Origin of the sequence: Clostridium sp. Marseille-P2415, assembly GCF_900155545.1 — a bacterium.
Classification (GTDB): Bacteria; Bacillota; Clostridia; order Lachnospirales; family Lachnospiraceae; genus Lacrimispora.
In genome coordinates this window covers 66,887-83,738 of sequence record NZ_LT732525.1, presented here as the reverse complement: position 1 = coordinate 83,738, position 16,852 = coordinate 66,887, and the positions used below count along the sequence as shown (strand labels likewise).

Here is a 16,852-nt window from a genome sequence, read left to right as displayed (position 1 = left end):
ACGGTTCTTCCGCAAATGTCCGTTATACATTAGCATCTCAATATCATTTTGGCACTCAAAAGTTTTCTACTGCATCTGCCATACATAGTACGTTTCACCATCTTAAGTTTACTGTTAATTCCCTCCACAAATCCATTACTCAAATCAGATGCTACCGCATTTTCGACAGCTTTTATATCTCGCTGTAAGCCTTTGGCAAAAGATTTTAATTCAGGAATGGCACTATTACTATATCGTTCAATAAAAAGATATAACCCGGGCATGCTTCTACGGATAAAAACATTACGGAAACTCCGAATACAGCTCAGGATTTCCCATACCATCGGGTAAGTTTTGAGAATATAATCTTTATGCTCCGGTGTTAGTTGATTATCATTCATCCAAAGATATTGGAAAATTCCTGCTCTAGTTATATAATCAGCGCTTTTACCTTTTGATCCAGCTTTATATTTCATTCCCTCGGTATAAGTTCTGACATATGGTTGTGGTGCAAAATTCTGTATTTTATATCTTTCTATTTTTACAAGATAATCAAAGGCTGTACTTTTAGCCCCACGATATCCTAGTGAATACAAGCGTTTTACTGTCTTGCTTTTACTATATCCATTATGTAGACACTTAATTATTTCGTCCTTGTAAACGTCCAACTTACTTTGATTAATTCCAGATTCGCAAAGTTCCTTTGGATTACCGGCTCTATACTTTGCGACTGTTCTTCGGCTTATACCCATCCGTTTGGCTATTTCACGATAACTGCAGCCTTCTTTTAAAAAAGTTTGAATCTGGCAAATGACTTGATAACGTTTTTGTTCTCGAGGAGAAAAGTTATCCACAGTCGAAACGATTTTTTTTACAAGCATCACAATTTTTTACAGATTTCGCAACATGACTATCATGAATTACTGTTATATTAGCGGGTACTGCACGGTTTAAGGCACCTTTTACGGCATCAAGAAGATTTTGATGCAGATGGAAACGATCGGCTACCTGCATGACATCAGGAAGCTCTTCACTGATTACTTTTGCATATGCACTTGCCCGATCCCTGGTTACTGCTTTGATATGTTGATTTCCTTTTAGCCACTGGCGAAGAGTCTTGCCATCGCGTCCATCAAGTATGGCAATGGGGTTGTGTGACTTCTCATCTACAATAATAGTGCCGTAGGTATTTCTTTTTTTGAAAGCAAAATCATCAATACCTACGATTTCACCACACTCTGAAGGTGCCTGATTCTCAAAGCGTTTCAGCAAAAGGCGTATTACACTATCGCCACTGATGCGAATGCCCATCTCTTTACAGATACGGGAACAACCTTCGCAGCTCGTTTCCAATGCTAATGTACTGATAAAATCAGCGCATCGCTCCGTCATACGGCTATAGTAATTGAGGAAACCATTATAGGTTTCAGCAATTGTAGAAACCTTGCAAGAATCATTTTCACAGTTATATTCGTGTGCAGTTATTTCAAGCTCTACCTGTTTTCCTAAAATAGGCAGATCCTGTACCTTGCGAATATAGGTGCCATGGTATTGGTTAGAAATTTGTTTACATTCAGGACATTCGCAAGATTCGGTTGCGGATTTCATACGGATTTTTATTTTGGTTCTGTCCACAATAATTTCTGTAATTCTCAATAACTCTGTTGGATAAAATTTATCTAAATTTAATGCTGTAGTATCGTTCATAAACAGTATCTCCTATAGCATTATAGTATATCATATAAACTTTATAAGCGAAAGATACAAAACGGATATTTGCGGAAGAACCTTTTGCCCCGGAATACTCAGCAGACAAGTAAAATGACAAAAAAGGAGTGGAAAGGTATGAAAAAGAATCGGATTTATAACGGTCTTGACCGTATCATGACCACAGCGTTAATTTCTCTTGACATGGAAGATGATCTAAAAAACACGATCCGGCAGAATGTGACCGGGTATGTAGGGCGTAATTTCCGCCCTCGATGGTGTCTCTTGGAAGCGTTTTTAAGAGGAATACTCCGACTATTGGGAATTGGTGGATGGATTTTTCTGTTATTCTCCGGGGTGATTGTAGGACTCAGTAATGGATTGCCGTTGTATGCGGTCATTACATTGGAGGCGGCAGTGGTTGGAACAGTTATAGGAGGAAAGGAGCTTTATTATGGCAAGAAAAAGGATCGCTGATGCACCAGCTTTAAAATCGTAGGAGGACGTGAATAAGGCTCTGCGTGAAATTTGGACAGTGCGGTTTTCGCCAGTCAACTAAAATCACGCTTCCGAAAACCAAGGAAAGGCAGACGAAAAACTGGATGAGGCGACTCTCCTCGTATGCAAAGGCTGACTTAAAAGAAGTGCGCGATACCAATGAGATCGCAAATGGTGCGAGAATCCTGGTTCTTCCTGTAAAAGGTGGTACTATCATCTATTAGGTGGCACAGGCGGCTATTGATGTTAATGGTTATGCAATTCCCGGAAAAAAGGCCGCGAACCTTATCGCCGCAGGCAGGGCAGAGGAAACCGCAGATAATAGGAGCGGATGCTGATAACTTCATTTGCATACACATTCAAAGGTAAGGAAACAATTAATATTCCAACCGCAAACGTACTTGTTATAAAAGAAACCTCTGAGTTATATTGCAAATTGTACCAACTCAGAGGTTTAAATAATATTATAAAAAATTTTCAGTCTTTTCTAATATTGTTTTCAATTTAGGACGGTTCATTTAATATTAGCTATATACAATAGTATTAATACTTAATCATATGATTATTTATTAGAAATGCGACCATTAGTTGATATAGTATAGGTCTGAGTGTTTACTGTTACTCCATTAAATATAATGTCTAGATATCCCTTATTGCCACTGGTTGAAGATGAATAAGAGAAATCATTTTTGAATTCCCCCGAAAATGTAGCAGAAACGCTTGTTATTTCACTCCAGCGATCCACCTGACTATACACACCTTCAACGGTTACAGTCGCAGTGGCCATTAACTTTTTATTTCGATCATATATTTTATGGGTAAATTTAGCCGATACCTCTTTTTCCGGACGGCTATTTATTTCTGAATTACCATTTGACCATTCAATATTTTCCAACTGCACATTATCGGTATTATCGAGCCGTGTTGAGACTATAGTAAACTCATACTCTGGTACGAAAACCACAGAGACGTTAGAATCAGCTGTAATATTTTGTTCACTACCAGTGTTAACCGCATCCATTTGGTTATCAGCGGCAAAAGCTGTTGAATAAGGGAAAATACACATAATAATTGTTAAAAGGGTAAAAAGATATTTTTTCATTATAAACTCCTTTCATAAGGCACCACTATTAGATATTATTTCATAAAAAAGATAAAATACTCCATATTGCATACGGTAGCTTTAAGTTTTCATAAAAGACCTTCCTTTCTCATAATCTGACTTTATTAATTGTTATTATCCGTAGATAATCCTTATGTGTTCAATGGAATCACCTCCCTCCAACTAAAACGACTTATATGGATGATTAACATAACGTTTTGTTTTATGCCAAAGTCCATTCTGGATCTATCCATTTTCCATAAGTGTATGACCAAAGGCGCTTCCATTGCTTTCCATTCCAAATTTTATACTTATATCCTGTTTGTTCAGCATTGATGACAGCATTTCTTTGTAAATTTATTACAGATTCTTGTCCTTTTTGGGTGATAGCATCATTAGCATACACATTCAAGGGCATTATTAATATGCCAAACGTAAGTATATTTGTTATTGCACATTTAATAAATTTTTTCATGGGATATCCTCCTTATTATTTATGATTTTTAAACCTTTTAAGCTTTCATCGATGATGCTTATGTCTGCAATAAACTCTCCATTTGAATCATAAAGTTTATAGCCAGTACCGGCTTTTATTAAATAGGCATCCTGCGGTATTATTATCATATCTCCATATCCAAAACTATCTGGTTCATTATATGGCTGAAGTACAAACATGTAAGAAAAGGCAAATAGCATACATATAAATGGTATTATTATAATATTCTTATTTATTTTTTGAGGAGAATAATTGCCTTCCAGAAGCATTTTAAAACGTTGCTTTAATTTTTCAGCGTCACTATTCTCTATTAGGTTACAAGTAAGTGTAGATAATTTTCGATTTTCTTTTATATTATTTACAACCTTAATTATTGCGTTTAGATAAGAGTATTGTTGCTGCTTATTTAGAAAGGTGCTGACTTTCTTATCAGAATGCATTTCAAGAACATGTGCTATTTCATTATTTAATTCCTTAAAGATGGGATTCCACCAAAAAAAAGTATGTATAATTTCGCCGATATACTTTATTAAGACGTGTCTGTAACAATAATGCATCCATTCATGAGTAAGAACTCCAAGTAATTCATCATCTGAGAAATCTATACTAGGCAGTATAATAGTAGGCTTAAAAAAACCAATGATAGCAGGAGATGATACTTCTTCATTTACAATAATCTTTGTTTTTTTGTGAGTACAAGTATAGTCTTGGACTTGTTTGAGAATTCTTTGTAATCGCTTATCCTTAGATTCAGGTAAAAATTGGAATAATCGATATAGCCGGTAATTCTCAATTGTTATTTTGTAAAGCCTATAAATAAAAACTGTAATCCATAAAATGAATAATATTTCGTACAAAGTCAAGTTATAATTGATGTCAAGTGGTATTATTGGAGTCATAAGAGCATGTTGGAATAAGGGAAGCCACTTTTTAGAAACTATTACTTTAGTAAATGGAAATTCAATAGAAAAAAACAATCTTATTAGGCAAATGTATAAAACTAATATTAATGGATATATGGAGAAATATCTTAAAAATGACATTTGCTTTCTTAAGATTGAAATAGACTTTACGAAAATACTTACCCATACAATAGATGTTGTAATAGAGAAAATAGTAAAGTACATACTTATTCCTCCTCGTATTCGTCCAAAAGCTCTCGTAATATTTCTACTATCTCTTCCGGTGACCTATTGTGTCCTATCAGTGATGACATGATTGATAAATCATTTTTTTTATCTATTTTATAATATCTTTTAAATTGCATAGCTGCATATTCATTTATGGATAATGTCGGTTGAAAAAGGCGGCCATAAGATTTACCGATCTTTGTAATCTCAGCAACCTTCACTGCCTGCTTTTTTTCAAGAGTACGTAAAATACTCTGGATTGATGCTGCAGGCCACTTACGATTAGGAATACCCTCAGCTATTTCAGATGCACTTAATGGAGTGTCTGAAGCCCAAAGTACATTCATTGCTTCTTCCTCTTTTTTTGTAAGAAAGAAATATTCTGGCAACTTTCTCTTTTCTGTCATAACTTACCTCCCATGTTTTAATTAAATAATAATATATTATTATAAAAGAGTCAATAAATTTTAAAAGAATTTAAATTTTAAAATCGTTCCGAAGTAAGAGGAATCGCTGCGATGAATCTTCTTATTGAAATTCACAGTATTGATTGTTTACAAATATTAAGATATGAATCACAAATAATGCGTTTCAATTTATAAAGTGGCATCTCATGTTACTATAGAGCTGAGATTTTTTATTTAGATAAAAGTTTCTTTGAATATTGTACGATTTGCACATGACAAATGTCATATCATTTATTACATTGGTAATAAATGCATAAAAAATATTGACTTTTCCCTTGAGATTGCTATGATGAAAACAGAGAAAGGGGGAGCAAATATGAAATATCGGGAAGGGAACAAAAGGGTGGTCCTGGCCGGACATATTTCCCTTGACATCACACCCGTTTTTAAGAACAGCGGCGGTCAGAAGCTTTTGGAACTGTTCCGTCCGGGAAAGCTTCTGCGTGTAGGAAAGGCACAGATATGCACGGGCGGAGCCGTCTCCAATACGGGGCTGGGCCTTCATGCCCTGGGGGCGGAAGTGCTGTTGATGGCGAAAGTGGGGGAGGATGATTTCGGCTGGATGCTCAAAGAAAAGATCAAGCAGAGCGGATGCGAAAGCTGTATACCTGCGGTGCCGGGAGAATCCACCTCTTATACGGTGGTTGTAGCACCCAGAGGGCTGGACCGGTTCTTTCTTCATGATCCCGGGTGCAATGACACGTTTTGCTGCGGGGATGTGGATTTTGAAAAGGTGGCAGGGGCAGCCCATTTCCACTTCGGATATCCGACCCTGATGCGCAGGTTTTACCAGAATGGCGGAGAAGAACTGGCAGAGCTTTTCCGGCGTGTAAAGGAGCTGGGGCTGACCACCTCCTTAGATTTGGCGGCGGTGGATCCTGATTCCGAAGCGGCTGGCTGCGACTGGAAGCACATACTGGCATCGGTGCTGCCGTATGTGGATTTCTTTGTTCCAAGCATTGAGGAGCTGGGGTATCTGCTTGACCGGAAGATCTATGACAAATGGCAGGAAAAGGCCGGGACAGACGATATTACGTCCGTTCTCTCCTTAAGAGAAGATGTAGCTGTCCTTGCGGATCAGGCACTGAAACTGGGAACCAGAGCCGTACTGTTAAAATGCGGAGCGGCCGGCATGTATCTGAAAACTGCACCGAAACAGGCATTTGCAGACACGCTGCCATTAAGAGAGGAATGGGGAGGCATTTCTTATTTTCAGAACAGCTTTGTCCCTGACCGCATCCTCTCTGCCACAGGGGCAGGTGATACCAGCATCGCTGCCTTTATAAAAGCCATGCTGGATGGCCTGGGGCCGGTGGAATGCATCGAGTTTGCGGCTGCAACCGGGGCTTCCTGCGTAACGGCATACGATGCGGTCAGCGGACTTCTGCCTTTTGATGCGCTTAAGAAAAAGATACAAAGCGGCTGGAAACAGCAGGAAATCATAAACCCATAGGAACAAAACAATAAAAATTGGAGGAAAGAAATATGATGATCACAATGAAAGCCATTCTGGAACTGGCAGATGCAAAAAATATGGCCATAGGAGCATTTAACATCACCTCCCTGGAGGGGATCCAGGCGGTGCTGGGGGCTGCTGAGGAGCTTGGCCAGCCGGTGATCCTGCAGTTTGCTCCGGTCCATGAAGCTATCATTCCGCTGTCGGTGATCGGTCCGGTTATGATCATGATGGCAGAAAAGGCTGCGGTGCCCGTAGCGGTTCATTTAGACCATGGGGATAATTTGAGGGTATTGAAACAGGCCCTTAATATGGGTTTTACGTCGGTAATGTACGATGGCTCCGCCCTGCCCTTTGCTGAGAATGCGGCCAATACCAGGATTGCAGTTGAGATGGCAGGCGCATATGGGGCATCCGTGGAAGCGGAGATCGGCGCCATGGGAAGACAGGAATTCTCCAGCGTAGGCGAAGGAGAAGAAGGGGAAGCCATGGAAGGCTGCTACACGGACCCGGAAGAGGCTGAGAAATTCACAAAGGCTACGGGAATTGATGCACTTGCATGTTCCTTTGGCACGGTACACGGACTTTACTTAACAGAACCCAAGCTGGATTTTGACCGCATCCACCGGATACACAGCCGGATCGGCCTGCCCATTGTCATGCACGGAGGTTCCGGAGTCAGCGATGAGGATTTTCGCAAGTGCATTAAAGGGGGAGTCCGTAAGATCAATTACTACACCTACTTAGCCAAAGCAGGCGGGATGTATGTTAAAGAAAAGGCGATACAGGCAAAGGACTATGTATTCTATCACGATGTGACATTATGGGGGATCGAGGCAATGAAAAAAGACGTACATCACACCATAAAAGTATTTTCTAATTTAGAATAAAAATGACTTTGGGGAGGTTAGAAATGAAACGTTCCGAGATTAACAAAGCATTAAAGGATATGGAGCAGATGACAAAAGCATGCGGCTTTGCCCTTCCCCCGTTTTGCAGTTTCACTCCTGAGGAGTGGAAGGATAAAGGGCATGACTGGGATGAGATCCGCGATAACATGCTGGGGTGGGATATTACGGATTTTGGAATGGGCGACTTTGACAGGGTGGGTTTTTCCCTCATTACGCTGCGGAACGGCAATGTAAAAATGGATCAATATGCGAAGACCTATGCGGAAAAGCTGCTTTACATGAAGGAAGGCCAGTCAGCGGCCATGCACTTTCACTGGAGGAAAATGGAGGATATCATAAACCGCGGAGGCGGGAATGTGCTGATCCGCGTCTATGAGTCCACTCCGGAAGGGAAGCTCGCAGATACCGATGTGACCATACACAGCGATGGTCGGGAATACAGAGTAGCTGCCGGGACTCAGATCAAGCTCTGTCCTGGAGAAAGCATTACGATCCATCCTTATATGTACCACGATTTTGAGCTGGAGCCAGGCACAGGGCCGGTTTTGCTGGGAGAGGTATCCATGTGCAACGATGATAAAGAGGATAACCGTTTTTACCTGCCTGCAGGCCGGTTCCCGGAAATAGAAGAAGACGAACCTCCTTACCGCCTTCTTTGCAACGAATATCCGGCGGCCGGGTCAAAGCGGATATTCGCAATCCGCTTCGCTACTTGCTCATAACCTTATTACCACTTCGTGGTATTTCCGCAGGAGCTTTGACTCCTACGGAAACAAGCAAGTCCATACCCCCGCTTTAAGAAGCGGGGGACTTCCTTGATAAGGTTGAAATTGTGCAATATGATGAAAATAGAAGCGAAATATCCGATTTATTATTAAAACAACATAAAAAATGTGACATTTGTCATATGAAACTCATTACATTGTGCACATGTTTTAAAAATAAACTCATGTTATGATGAAAATGTAGCAGATACAACAAACAAAAAATGTAAAAGGAGGACGTAACATGAAAAAAAGCACAAAAAAGATGGCCGCAATGCTGGTATGTGCTGCTCTGACCGGCATTTCTCTGGCAGGCTGCAGCAATGGGGAACCGGAGAACAAGGCACCGGAGACAACGGCCGCTGCAACCACCGCGGCAGAGACAAAAGCTGCTGAGGATACCAAGGCAGAGACAAAGGCAGCCGCTAAATCCGATTCGACTGTCAACATGGCAGATGCCAATGTGAAAAAGAAAGACCCAAGCAAGCATTACAAATTCGGTTATACCTGTATGGATGGCACAAACCCATTCTTCGTTACCATTGAGAAGACCATGCGGGAAATGATCGAGGCTCAGGGGGATGAGCTGATCGCAGTGGATCCGGCTAACGATGTGACCCTTCAGATCACTCAGGTCGAAGACCTGGTTTCCCAGGATATTGATGCTATGTTCATGAATCCGGCTGAGGCAGAAGGCATTCTCCCTGCGCTGGATCAGTTAAGGGAAGCAAACGTTCCTGTCGTTGGCTTTGATACGGAGGTAGCGGATATGTCCTATCTGGTTTCCTATACCGGCTCCGATAACTACAACGCAGGATTTGTATGCGGGGAAGATCTGGTTAAGAAATGTCCGGATGGAGGAGACATCATCGTATTGGATTCTCCGACCATGAATTCCGTGACCGACCGGACCAACGGATTCCTGGATGCGATCAAGGGTCATAACTTTAACATCGTGGCCCAGCAGGATGCAAAGGGTAACTTAGAAGTTGCCATGGGTATTGCAGAAGACCTTCTTCAGGCACATGGTGATGTCGTTGCCATTTTCGGCGGCAATGACCCGACCGCACTTGGAGCGCTGGCGGCAGCAAACGCAGCAGGAATCAAGGACTGTAAGATTTACGGCGTAGACGGTTCTCCTGATATCAAGGCAGAGATGGCTTCCGGCGAATCTCTCATTGAAGGAAGCGGCGCACAGTCTCCGGTAAAGATCGCTCAGTCTGCAGTGAACATCATGTATTCTTACTTAAACGGGGATCAGGTAGCAGACCGTTATCCGGTAGAGACCTTCTTAATTACGTCTGAGAATGTAAAAGACTACGGTACGGACGGCTGGCAGTAATGGAAACTTAAGAGTGCTGTGCCCCTTGGTACATCTGCGGGTCCGGTGTACCGGGGGCGGGCATTTTTTAACGGATAAATCCCGGAAGGCAAAGCAAATGTAAGAACAGGCAGGTGAGTTTATGAGTGAAAAAATTCTGCTTCAAATGAAAAATATCCATAAATCCTTCCCCGGAGTAAAAGCGCTTCAGGGGGTGGATCTGGAACTTCGTGCCGGTGAGGTCCATGCGCTTCTTGGAGAGAACGGAGCCGGCAAGTCAACGTTAATAAAGGTTTTGGGCGGCATTTATATAGCGGAAGAGGGGGATATTTTCATTGATGGCCAAAAGGTGGTAATTGACGGAGTAGGCGCATCCCATGCAAACGGTATCTCCATCATCCATCAGGAGCTGGTACTGGTTCCATATATGACCGTAGCAGAAAATATCTTTCTGGGACGGGAGCCCGGAAAAGGGGGCTGGATCAACCATGAAATTATGGACAGAGAAGCCCAGAATTTATTGGATGCCTATCACATGAACATTCATGCAGGGGCACTGATCAAGGATTTAACCATTGCCCAGCAGCAGATGGTGGAGATCGTTAAGGCCATTTCCTATAACTCCAGGATTCTTGTCATGGATGAACCAACCTCCTCCATATCGGACAAAGAGGTGGAGTTCCTGTTTGAAACCATGCGGGCGCTGACGAAGAAAGGCGTAGGAATCATTTACATCTCCCACAAGATGGATGAACTGGAACAGATATGCGACAGGGTGACGGTTTTACGGGATGGTGCATTTGTGGGAACGGAAAACATGAAGGAAACAACGAGAGATAAGCTGATCGCCATGATGGTCGGGCGGGAATTGACCAAGTATTATACCCGTGATTACTTAGAACCAGGTGAAGTTGTATTAAAATGTGAAAATATAGCAGACGGAAAGATGGTAAAAGGAGCCAGCTTTGAACTGCATAAAGGTGAAATCATAGGATTTGCAGGACTTGTGGGAGCGGGGCGCAGCGAAGCCATGAAATGTATTTTCGGCCTTACCCCCGGTTCAACCGGAGAGATATTTGTAGAAGGTAAGGAAGTAAAAATCAAATCCCCCATTGATGCCATGAAATATGGAATCGCCCTGGTGCCGGAGGACCGGAAGCAGGAGGGGCTTTATAAGGTACAGACGGTCCGTTTCAACTCTACCATTGAAGTGCTCAAATCCTTTATAAAAGGAATCTGGGTGGATACAAAAAAGGAAGAGAAGATCACCCAGAAATATATTGATATGATGGATACAAAGACACCGTCCCAGGAACAGCTGATCGGAAATTTATCCGGCGGAAACCAGCAGAAGGTCATGATCGGCAGATGGCTTGCCACTTCCCCGAAAATCCTGATCCTGGATGAACCGACCAGAGGGGTGGACGTAGGGGCAAAATCAGAAATCTACGCGATCATGAATGAACTGGTGAAGGATGGAATGTCGATCATCATGATTTCGTCCGAACTGCCGGAGATCTTAAACATGAGCGACCGTGTCTATGTCATGTGCGACGGCAGGATCACAGGCTGCTTCAGCTATGAAGAATGTGTCACCCAGGAACAGATCATGAAGCTGGCAGCAAAGTAGGAAAGAGGGGGAAAATCAAATGACAACAAGACTTCAAAAAAATATAAAGCAATATTTTAAAGATAATATCGGCATCATCGGGGCGTTGCTGATCCTGTGTATTTTCTTATCCGTATTTCCAAAGACCAGCGGTGCATTCCTGACGCACAAAAACATCTTCAATGTGTTAAGGCAGATTTCATCAAACCTGTTTCTGGCCTGCGGCATGACCATGGTCATCATTCTGGGAGGTATCGACCTCTCCGTAGGTTCCATTATAGCCTTATCCGGCTGTATTGCAGCCGGCTGTGTGGCCCGCTACAATCTTCCCATATTTGCAGCCATTTTGATCGGCGTGCTCGTCGGTATGATGGTCGGCATGTTAAACGGAGTCGTGATTTCCAAGACTACCATTCCGCCGTTTATCGTGACGCTGGCCACCATGAATGTGGCAAAGGGGCTGGCTTATGTATATACGGGAGGCTCTCCGGTGCGCGTGGTAACGAAGGAATGGCAGTTCCTCGGCGCCGGCTACATCGGCGGAATTCCCACGCCTGTCATAATTCTGGTATTTGTTCTCGCCATTACGGCAATCATAATGAATAAGGCAAAGCTGGGGCGCCACATCTATGCGGTGGGAGGAAATTCCCAGGCGGCGAAGTTTTCCGGTATCAGTACGGCCAGAGTAAAATTACTGGTTCATACCTATTCCGGTCTCATGGCCGGTCTGGCCGGCGTTGTGCTGGCTTCCCGCATGTACTCCGGACAGCCCACAGCAGGGGACGGAGCGGAAATGGATGCCATTGCAGCGGTTGTGGTCGGCGGTACCTCCATGGCCGGCGGCTCCGGTAAAATCGGCGGAACCATTATCGGAGGGCTCATCATCGGCGTGTTGAATAACGGACTGAACCTGATGAATGTCAATTCCTTCTGGCAGTATGTTGTAAAGGGCATCGTCATTCTTCTTGCTGTATTCGTAGATTATTTAAGAAACAAAAAGAAGGACTGAAAATAAGATTCCGGCAAGGAGCGTTTCCTTAACAGAGGAACGCTTTTTGTGGTATAATTCGAAAGGAAACTGCATTGGAGAGTGAAAAACATGAGGGTGAAGGCAGGAATATTTTATCTGGCTATAGGGATATTGGCTCTGGTGCCCGGCTGCAAAGGGACAGAGGGGAGCGTGCGGCAGCATGAAGCTCTCCTTTTCGGGGCCACCTATATGACCAGGAACAATCCTTATTTCGATGTGCTGGGGCAGGGAATCGAAGAGGTGGTGGAGGCCAATGGGGATATTCTTCTGACCAGGGACCCGCTCCAGGACCAGAATAAGCAGAATGAACAGATACAGGAACTGATCGACGAAGGAATCTGCATGCTGTTTTTGAACCCTGTGGACTGGGAAGCCGTTCAGCCGGCCCTTGATGCGTGCAAAGAGGCCGGGGTTGCCGTCATCAATGTGGATACGGTGGTAAAGGACCGGGATTCTGTCATATCCATCATAGAAACGGATAATTACCAGGCAGGACAGCTTTGTGCACAGGATATGATGAAGCGGAAAAAATCCGCTGATATCGTGATCCTGGACAATCCCATTCAGACGTCCATCACTTACCGGTCCAGGGGATTTACGGATGCCATCGCAGGCAATGACAATTACCGGGTGGTGTACCGCCATGCAGCGGCCGGTGAAATCGAGGTGGCCTCCAAGGTAATGGAAGAGGTTCTGCGCAAGGACATCAACTTTGATGTCATACTGGGCGGCAACGACCCCACAGCCCTGGGCGCCCTGGCAGCCCTGCAGCAGGCCAGGAAGGAAGAGGGGGTCTTAATTTACGGGATCGACGGTTCCCCTGATTTCAAGGCGATCCTGGATATGGGGTACGTAACCGGGACCAGTGCCCAGAGCCCCAAGTCCATTGGCCGGGTAGCGGCAGAAACAGCTTACCGGTATCTGGCCGGAGAGCCGGTGGACCAGTATATCAGTCTGCCCAGTACCCTGATCACAAGGGATAATCTTAAAAACTATGAAATTGACGGATGGCAGTAGGGACGAGATATGGAAGCAAATAAATTTAACAGCAGGATCCGTATCCTTCAGGTGGGGATCCTGGCTCTGAACATGATATCGGTCATGGGAATCAGCCTGTTTATATATTGGACAATTGAAAAAATCCGCCGTGGATACGGGGCCAGGGAATTCTTAAACGGAATCCAGGCCATCGTCTGGTATCCCTATGCAAAGATATGGCTCTGCGCCCTTCTTCTGGGGCTGCTGATCTTGAGCATGGTGATCCGGGACCGCTTATTCCCCAATAACAGCAAGGTCATTCTGACCAGCCTGGTTGCGGATTTTCTCATCTGCTTTGCCATTATCATTGTGTTGAATTTCAATTACAACGGGATTCTTCTTCTGGTATTTTCCAATGTCATCATGTATGTGAAAAACGGAAAATCCAGGTATATCCTTGCGGCCGTCGCAATTGGAAGCTTTATTCTGGCAGACTATGAGCTTTTGTCCATATCCTATCCCCTGTATTCCATTCAGGACTATATTTCCTATTACAGCGCATCGGTGCAGCAGTATCTTTTAAGTATCTATAATATTCTGGTATCCTTAAATGTCATCGTATTTGTCGTATACTGCGTCAACATCATCAACGAGCAGCAGGGAAATTTAGATGAGATCCATGAGCTGAATGAAAAGCTCCATGAGGTGAACGAACAGCTTCAGAAGTATTCCCTTATGGCCGAAAAAATGGCGGAGACAAGAGAACGCAACCGTCTGGCACGGGAAATCCACGATACCCTGGGCCATACGTTAACCGGGATCGCAGCCGGGATCGACGCCTGCCTTGCCATCATCGGCACCTCACCGGAGCAGACAAAACAGCAGCTGGAACTGATCTCCAAGGTCACAAGGGATGGAATAAAGGATATCCGCCGTTCGGTCAGCGAATTAAGGCCGGATGCCCTGGAGCGTCTCAGCCTGGAGTACGCCATCAACAAGATGGTGACCGATATTAACTCTGTGTCCGGGACAAGGGTCTACTTTGATTGCAGGGCCCAGAACTTAAAATTTGATGAAGATGAGGAAAATGCCATCTACCGCGTTATCCAGGAAGGCATTACAAATGCCATACGCCACGGGCATGCCGGAGAAATATGGGTTACCATAAAAAGAGAAAATCAGGACATCCTGATTCAGATCAAGGATAATGGGATCGGATGCAAGGAGATCAAAAGCGGCTTCGGCACGAAACATATGAAAGAACGGATCAGGATGTTAAACGGCGTTGTAACATTTGATGGAAGCGATGGATTCATTGTCAATGCAAGGATACCGATCCGGAGGGGGGAGACCTATGATTAAAGTATTGATTGCGGATGATCAGGAATTGATCCGTCAGAGCCTGCAGATCGTGTTAAACAGCAGGCAGGATATGACTGTGACCGATGTGGCCATTGACGGTCAGGATGTAATCCGGTGCGTAAGGAAGAATGTGCCGGATGTGATCTTAATGGATGTGCGGATGCCGAAAATGGACGGCGTACAGTGCACAAAGATCATCAAGGAAAGCTATCCCCAGATCAAGATCATCATACTGACCACCTTTGATGATGATGAATATGTGTACAATGCGCTGAAATACGGAGCCAGCGGGTATATGTTAAAGGGCGTATCCATGGATGAGCTGGCGAATGCCATAAACACCGTTTACAATGGTTGGGCCATGATCAATCCGGATATCGCGGCAAAGGTGCTCCGGTTCTTTTCCCAGATGGCACAGGCCGATTACACCATTTCCGTGAGGGAAAAGAACATGGAAGAGCTGACCAGGACGGAGTGGAAGATCATTGCCCAGGTGGAGAAAGGGTCCAGCAACCGGGAAATCGCAAAGACTTTAAACCTGTCGGAGGGGACGGTCCGCAACTATTTAAGCACGATTTTAAATAAGCTGGATTTGAGGGACCGGACCCAGCTGGCGATCTGGGCGGTCCAGACCAATGTGAGGAAGCGGATGGAAACCTAGAAGGAAGCAATCGGAAGCAGAGGGGAAACAGGAATGGGAAAATGGAGGATGCGCCTTGGCGTGGGTGCTGTCATTGTGGCGCTGACCGCTGCGGCTTTGATTTACCGTCATAAGAACCGGGAGACCGTTCTGGAATTCGGCATGTTCACAGGAAGCAATTGGGATGTGGCCAGCGCTAACAGCTTTAAGATCGTGGACAAAGCGATCAAACGCTTTGAGGAAACCCATCCAAATGTAAAAATCCATTATTACAGCGGAATTGCAAGAGAGGATTATTCGGAGTGGTGCGCCCGCAAGCTTTTGGAGGGGGAGATGCCGGATGTATTCATGGTCCTGGATTCGGATTTTGATAAGTTCACATCCTTAGGAGTTATGAAGAATTTAGACGAGCTGATCGAGGGAGATGCTGCGTTTCACAAGGAGGATTTTTTTACCACAGCCTTAAATACAGGCCGTTATGGAGGCCACCAATATGCCCTTCCCTATGAAACGGTCCCGACCCTGATGTTTGTAAATAAGTCCCTGCTGGCAAAGGAGAATATCCGGATGCCAAAGGAAAACTGGACCTGGGAGGATATGTATGAAATATGCAGGAAAGTAACGAAGGATACGGACAAGGATGGGCTCTTAGATCAGTTCGGCACCTATAATTACAGCTGGCGGGATGCGTTTTACACCAGCGGCGGAAAGCTGTACGATGAAGACCACGGTCAGCTGTCATTTACGGATGGCCGGGTGTTGGATGCCATCAAATACGTCAAACGGTTAGATGACTTAAACCAGGGACAGAGCGTGACGCAGGAAGACTTTAATGAGGGAAGTGTGGCCTTCATGCCCCTGACCTTTGCGGAATACCGTACTTACAAGACCTATCCTTACCGCATTAAGAAGTACACCAGGTTCCAGTGGGACTGCATAACCTTTCCTGCAGGAGGAGAGGGAGAAAACATATCAAAGGTAGATGCGCTTTTAATGGGGGTGGGCAGCAGGACCAAGCATGAAAAACTTGCCTGGGAATTTTTAAAGCAGCTGACCTATACGGAGGAAATGCAGATGGATGTCTTCCGGTATTCCCAGGGAGTCCCGGCCTTAAAGGCTGTGGCTTCCTCCAAAGAAGGGGCGGATTACCTCCAGGAGGACATGGATGAGGGGGAGCAGGTCATCAGCAGCGCCCTGCTTTATAATGTCATTGAGAATGGCATCATTGAGCCCAAGTTCCTGCAGTACCAGCAGGTCATGAATCTGGCCGATGGGGAAGTATCCAAAATTCTGCAGGAAAACAAGAATGTAGACAGCAGCATGAAAATATTCCAGAGGACGGTCAGTAAATATCTGCAGCAGCAGAAATAAAAAGGAAGCATCTGCATCTATGCTGAGGGCG

Annotated in this window: 18 protein-coding genes; 12 read left to right on the top strand and 6 right to left on the bottom strand. The window is 44.4% G+C overall.

Annotated elements, in window-relative coordinates; genetic code table 11:
• Window positions 1-29: 29 nt before the first annotated feature.
• Both BQ9856_RS00420 and BQ9856_RS00415 read right to left on the bottom strand, forming a co-directional pair.
• Window positions 30-860, bottom strand: coding sequence for a transposase (locus BQ9856_RS00420; RefSeq protein WP_077609165.1), 831 nt, complete (start codon window positions 858-860; stop codon window positions 30-32).
• On the bottom strand, window positions 826-1,686 hold the full coding sequence (locus BQ9856_RS00415; RefSeq protein ID WP_077609174.1) for a transposase: 861 nt from the start codon (window positions 1,684-1,686) through the stop codon (window positions 826-828). The genes BQ9856_RS00420 and BQ9856_RS00415 overlap by 35 nt, the downstream gene beginning before the upstream one ends.
• 138 nt (window positions 1,687-1,824) lie before the next feature.
• On the opposite strand from BQ9856_RS00415, the gene BQ9856_RS00410 reads away from it, so the two are divergent.
• The gene (locus tag BQ9856_RS00410) at window positions 1,825-2,163 is read left to right on the top strand and encodes a hypothetical protein (protein WP_139348622.1); all 339 of its coding nucleotides are present in this window, start codon (window positions 1,825-1,827) and stop codon (window positions 2,161-2,163) included.
• A 44-nt stretch (window positions 2,164-2,207) separates the two neighbouring features.
• Window positions 2,208-2,408 carry a hypothetical protein gene (locus BQ9856_RS00405; RefSeq protein ID WP_077609231.1) on the top strand — a complete coding sequence of 67 codons (201 nt, stop codon included), beginning with the start codon at window positions 2,208-2,210 and terminating at the stop codon, window positions 2,406-2,408.
• 338 nt (window positions 2,409-2,746) lie between these two features.
• Here BQ9856_RS00405 and BQ9856_RS00400 read toward each other — a convergent pair whose 3' ends face one another.
• The 4 genes from BQ9856_RS00400 to BQ9856_RS00385 all read right to left on the bottom strand — a co-directional run bounded on the left by BQ9856_RS00400 (window position 2,747) and on the right by BQ9856_RS00385 (window position 5,319).
• Complete coding sequence (locus BQ9856_RS00400; RefSeq protein WP_077609230.1) at window positions 2,747-3,286, bottom strand: hypothetical protein; 540 nt, start codon at window positions 3,284-3,286, stop codon at window positions 2,747-2,749.
• 223 nt (window positions 3,287-3,509) lie between these two features.
• Window positions 3,510-3,761 carry a hypothetical protein gene (locus BQ9856_RS00395; protein WP_077609229.1) on the bottom strand — a complete coding sequence of 84 codons (252 nt, stop codon included), beginning with the start codon at window positions 3,759-3,761 and terminating at the stop codon, window positions 3,510-3,512.
• Entirely contained in the window at window positions 3,758-4,909 is a 1,152-nt protein-coding gene (locus BQ9856_RS00390) for a M56 family metallopeptidase (protein WP_077609228.1), read from the bottom strand. Before BQ9856_RS00390 ends, BQ9856_RS00395 begins: the two co-directional genes overlap by 4 nt.
• A 2-nt stretch (window positions 4,910-4,911) precedes the next feature.
• Window positions 4,912-5,319, bottom strand: coding sequence for a BlaI/MecI/CopY family transcriptional regulator (locus BQ9856_RS00385; protein WP_077609227.1), 408 nt, complete (start codon window positions 5,317-5,319; stop codon window positions 4,912-4,914).
• Between the two features lie 376 nt (window positions 5,320-5,695).
• On the opposite strand from BQ9856_RS00385, the gene BQ9856_RS00380 reads away from it, so the two are divergent.
• The 10 genes from BQ9856_RS00380 (at window position 5,696) to BQ9856_RS00335 (ending at window position 16,821) form a co-directional block, all read left to right on the top strand.
• Entirely contained in the window at window positions 5,696-6,832 is a 1,137-nt protein-coding gene (locus tag BQ9856_RS00380; protein WP_077609972.1) for a carbohydrate kinase family protein, read from the top strand.
• Between the two features lie 32 nt (window positions 6,833-6,864).
• Window positions 6,865-7,725: a class II fructose-bisphosphate aldolase gene (locus BQ9856_RS00375; protein ID WP_077609226.1), complete on the top strand. Its 861-nt coding sequence runs from the start codon at window positions 6,865-6,867 to the stop codon at window positions 7,723-7,725.
• A gap of 23 nt (window positions 7,726-7,748) precedes the next feature.
• Window positions 7,749-8,468: a D-lyxose/D-mannose family sugar isomerase gene (locus BQ9856_RS00370; RefSeq protein WP_077609225.1), complete on the top strand. Its 720-nt coding sequence runs from the start codon at window positions 7,749-7,751 to the stop codon at window positions 8,466-8,468.
• A gap of 286 nt (window positions 8,469-8,754) precedes the next feature.
• A complete protein-coding gene (locus BQ9856_RS00365) occupies window positions 8,755-9,852 on the top strand; it encodes a sugar ABC transporter substrate-binding protein (protein WP_077609224.1) in 1,098 nt (365 codons plus the stop codon).
• Window positions 9,853-9,973: 121 nt separating this feature from the next.
• Window positions 9,974-11,461, top strand: a complete 1,488-nt coding sequence (locus BQ9856_RS00360; protein WP_077609223.1) for a sugar ABC transporter ATP-binding protein — start codon at window positions 9,974-9,976, stop codon at window positions 11,459-11,461.
• A 19-nt stretch (window positions 11,462-11,480) separates the two neighbouring features.
• Window positions 11,481-12,449: an ABC transporter permease gene (locus BQ9856_RS00355; protein WP_077609222.1), complete on the top strand. Its 969-nt coding sequence runs from the start codon at window positions 11,481-11,483 to the stop codon at window positions 12,447-12,449.
• A gap of 90 nt (window positions 12,450-12,539) precedes the next feature.
• On the top strand, window positions 12,540-13,487 hold the full coding sequence (locus tag BQ9856_RS00350) for a sugar ABC transporter substrate-binding protein (protein ID WP_077609221.1): 948 nt from the start codon (window positions 12,540-12,542) through the stop codon (window positions 13,485-13,487).
• Window positions 13,488-13,496: 9 nt separating this feature from the next.
• Window positions 13,497-14,810: a sensor histidine kinase gene (locus tag BQ9856_RS00345; RefSeq protein WP_077609220.1), complete on the top strand. Its 1,314-nt coding sequence runs from the start codon at window positions 13,497-13,499 to the stop codon at window positions 14,808-14,810.
• Window positions 14,803-15,471 carry a response regulator transcription factor gene (locus tag BQ9856_RS00340; RefSeq protein ID WP_077609219.1) on the top strand — a complete coding sequence of 223 codons (669 nt, stop codon included), beginning with the start codon at window positions 14,803-14,805 and terminating at the stop codon, window positions 15,469-15,471. Before BQ9856_RS00345 ends, BQ9856_RS00340 begins: the two co-directional genes overlap by 8 nt.
• A 33-nt stretch (window positions 15,472-15,504) precedes the next feature.
• Window positions 15,505-16,821, top strand: coding sequence for an ABC transporter substrate-binding protein (locus BQ9856_RS00335; protein WP_077609218.1), 1,317 nt, complete (start codon window positions 15,505-15,507; stop codon window positions 16,819-16,821).
• Window positions 16,822-16,852: the final 31 nt, after the last annotated feature.

Coding starts and splice junctions, on each gene's coding strand:
- BQ9856_RS00335 (WP_077609218.1), top strand. CDS start 15,505: ATGGGAAAATGGAGGATGCGCCTTGGCGTGGGTGCTGTCATTGTGGCG.
- BQ9856_RS00410 (WP_139348622.1), top strand. CDS start 1,825: ATGAAAAAGAATCGGATTTATAACGGTCTTGACCGTATCATGACCACA.
- BQ9856_RS00385 (WP_077609227.1), bottom strand. CDS start 5,319: ATGACAGAAAAGAGAAAGTTGCCAGAATATTTCTTTCTTACAAAAAAA.
- BQ9856_RS00370 (WP_077609225.1), top strand. CDS start 7,749: ATGAAACGTTCCGAGATTAACAAAGCATTAAAGGATATGGAGCAGATG.
- BQ9856_RS00355 (WP_077609222.1), top strand. CDS start 11,481: ATGACAACAAGACTTCAAAAAAATATAAAGCAATATTTTAAAGATAAT.
- BQ9856_RS00345 (WP_077609220.1), top strand. CDS start 13,497: ATGGAAGCAAATAAATTTAACAGCAGGATCCGTATCCTTCAGGTGGGG.
- BQ9856_RS00350 (WP_077609221.1), top strand. CDS start 12,540: ATGAGGGTGAAGGCAGGAATATTTTATCTGGCTATAGGGATATTGGCT.
- BQ9856_RS00340 (WP_077609219.1), top strand. CDS start 14,803: ATGATTAAAGTATTGATTGCGGATGATCAGGAATTGATCCGTCAGAGC.
- BQ9856_RS00365 (WP_077609224.1), top strand. CDS start 8,755: ATGAAAAAAAGCACAAAAAAGATGGCCGCAATGCTGGTATGTGCTGCT.
- BQ9856_RS00390 (WP_077609228.1), bottom strand. CDS start 4,909: ATGTACTTTACTATTTTCTCTATTACAACATCTATTGTATGGGTAAGT.
- BQ9856_RS00360 (WP_077609223.1), top strand. CDS start 9,974: ATGAGTGAAAAAATTCTGCTTCAAATGAAAAATATCCATAAATCCTTC.
- BQ9856_RS00420 (WP_077609165.1), bottom strand. CDS start 860: ATGCTTGTAAAAAAAATCGTTTCGACTGTGGATAACTTTTCTCCTCGA.
- BQ9856_RS00415 (WP_077609174.1), bottom strand. CDS start 1,686: ATGAACGATACTACAGCATTAAATTTAGATAAATTTTATCCAACAGAG.
- BQ9856_RS00380 (WP_077609972.1), top strand. CDS start 5,696: ATGAAATATCGGGAAGGGAACAAAAGGGTGGTCCTGGCCGGACATATT.
- BQ9856_RS00375 (WP_077609226.1), top strand. CDS start 6,865: ATGATGATCACAATGAAAGCCATTCTGGAACTGGCAGATGCAAAAAAT.
- BQ9856_RS00395 (WP_077609229.1), bottom strand. CDS start 3,761: ATGAAAAAATTTATTAAATGTGCAATAACAAATATACTTACGTTTGGC.
- BQ9856_RS00400 (WP_077609230.1), bottom strand. CDS start 3,286: ATGAAAAAATATCTTTTTACCCTTTTAACAATTATTATGTGTATTTTC.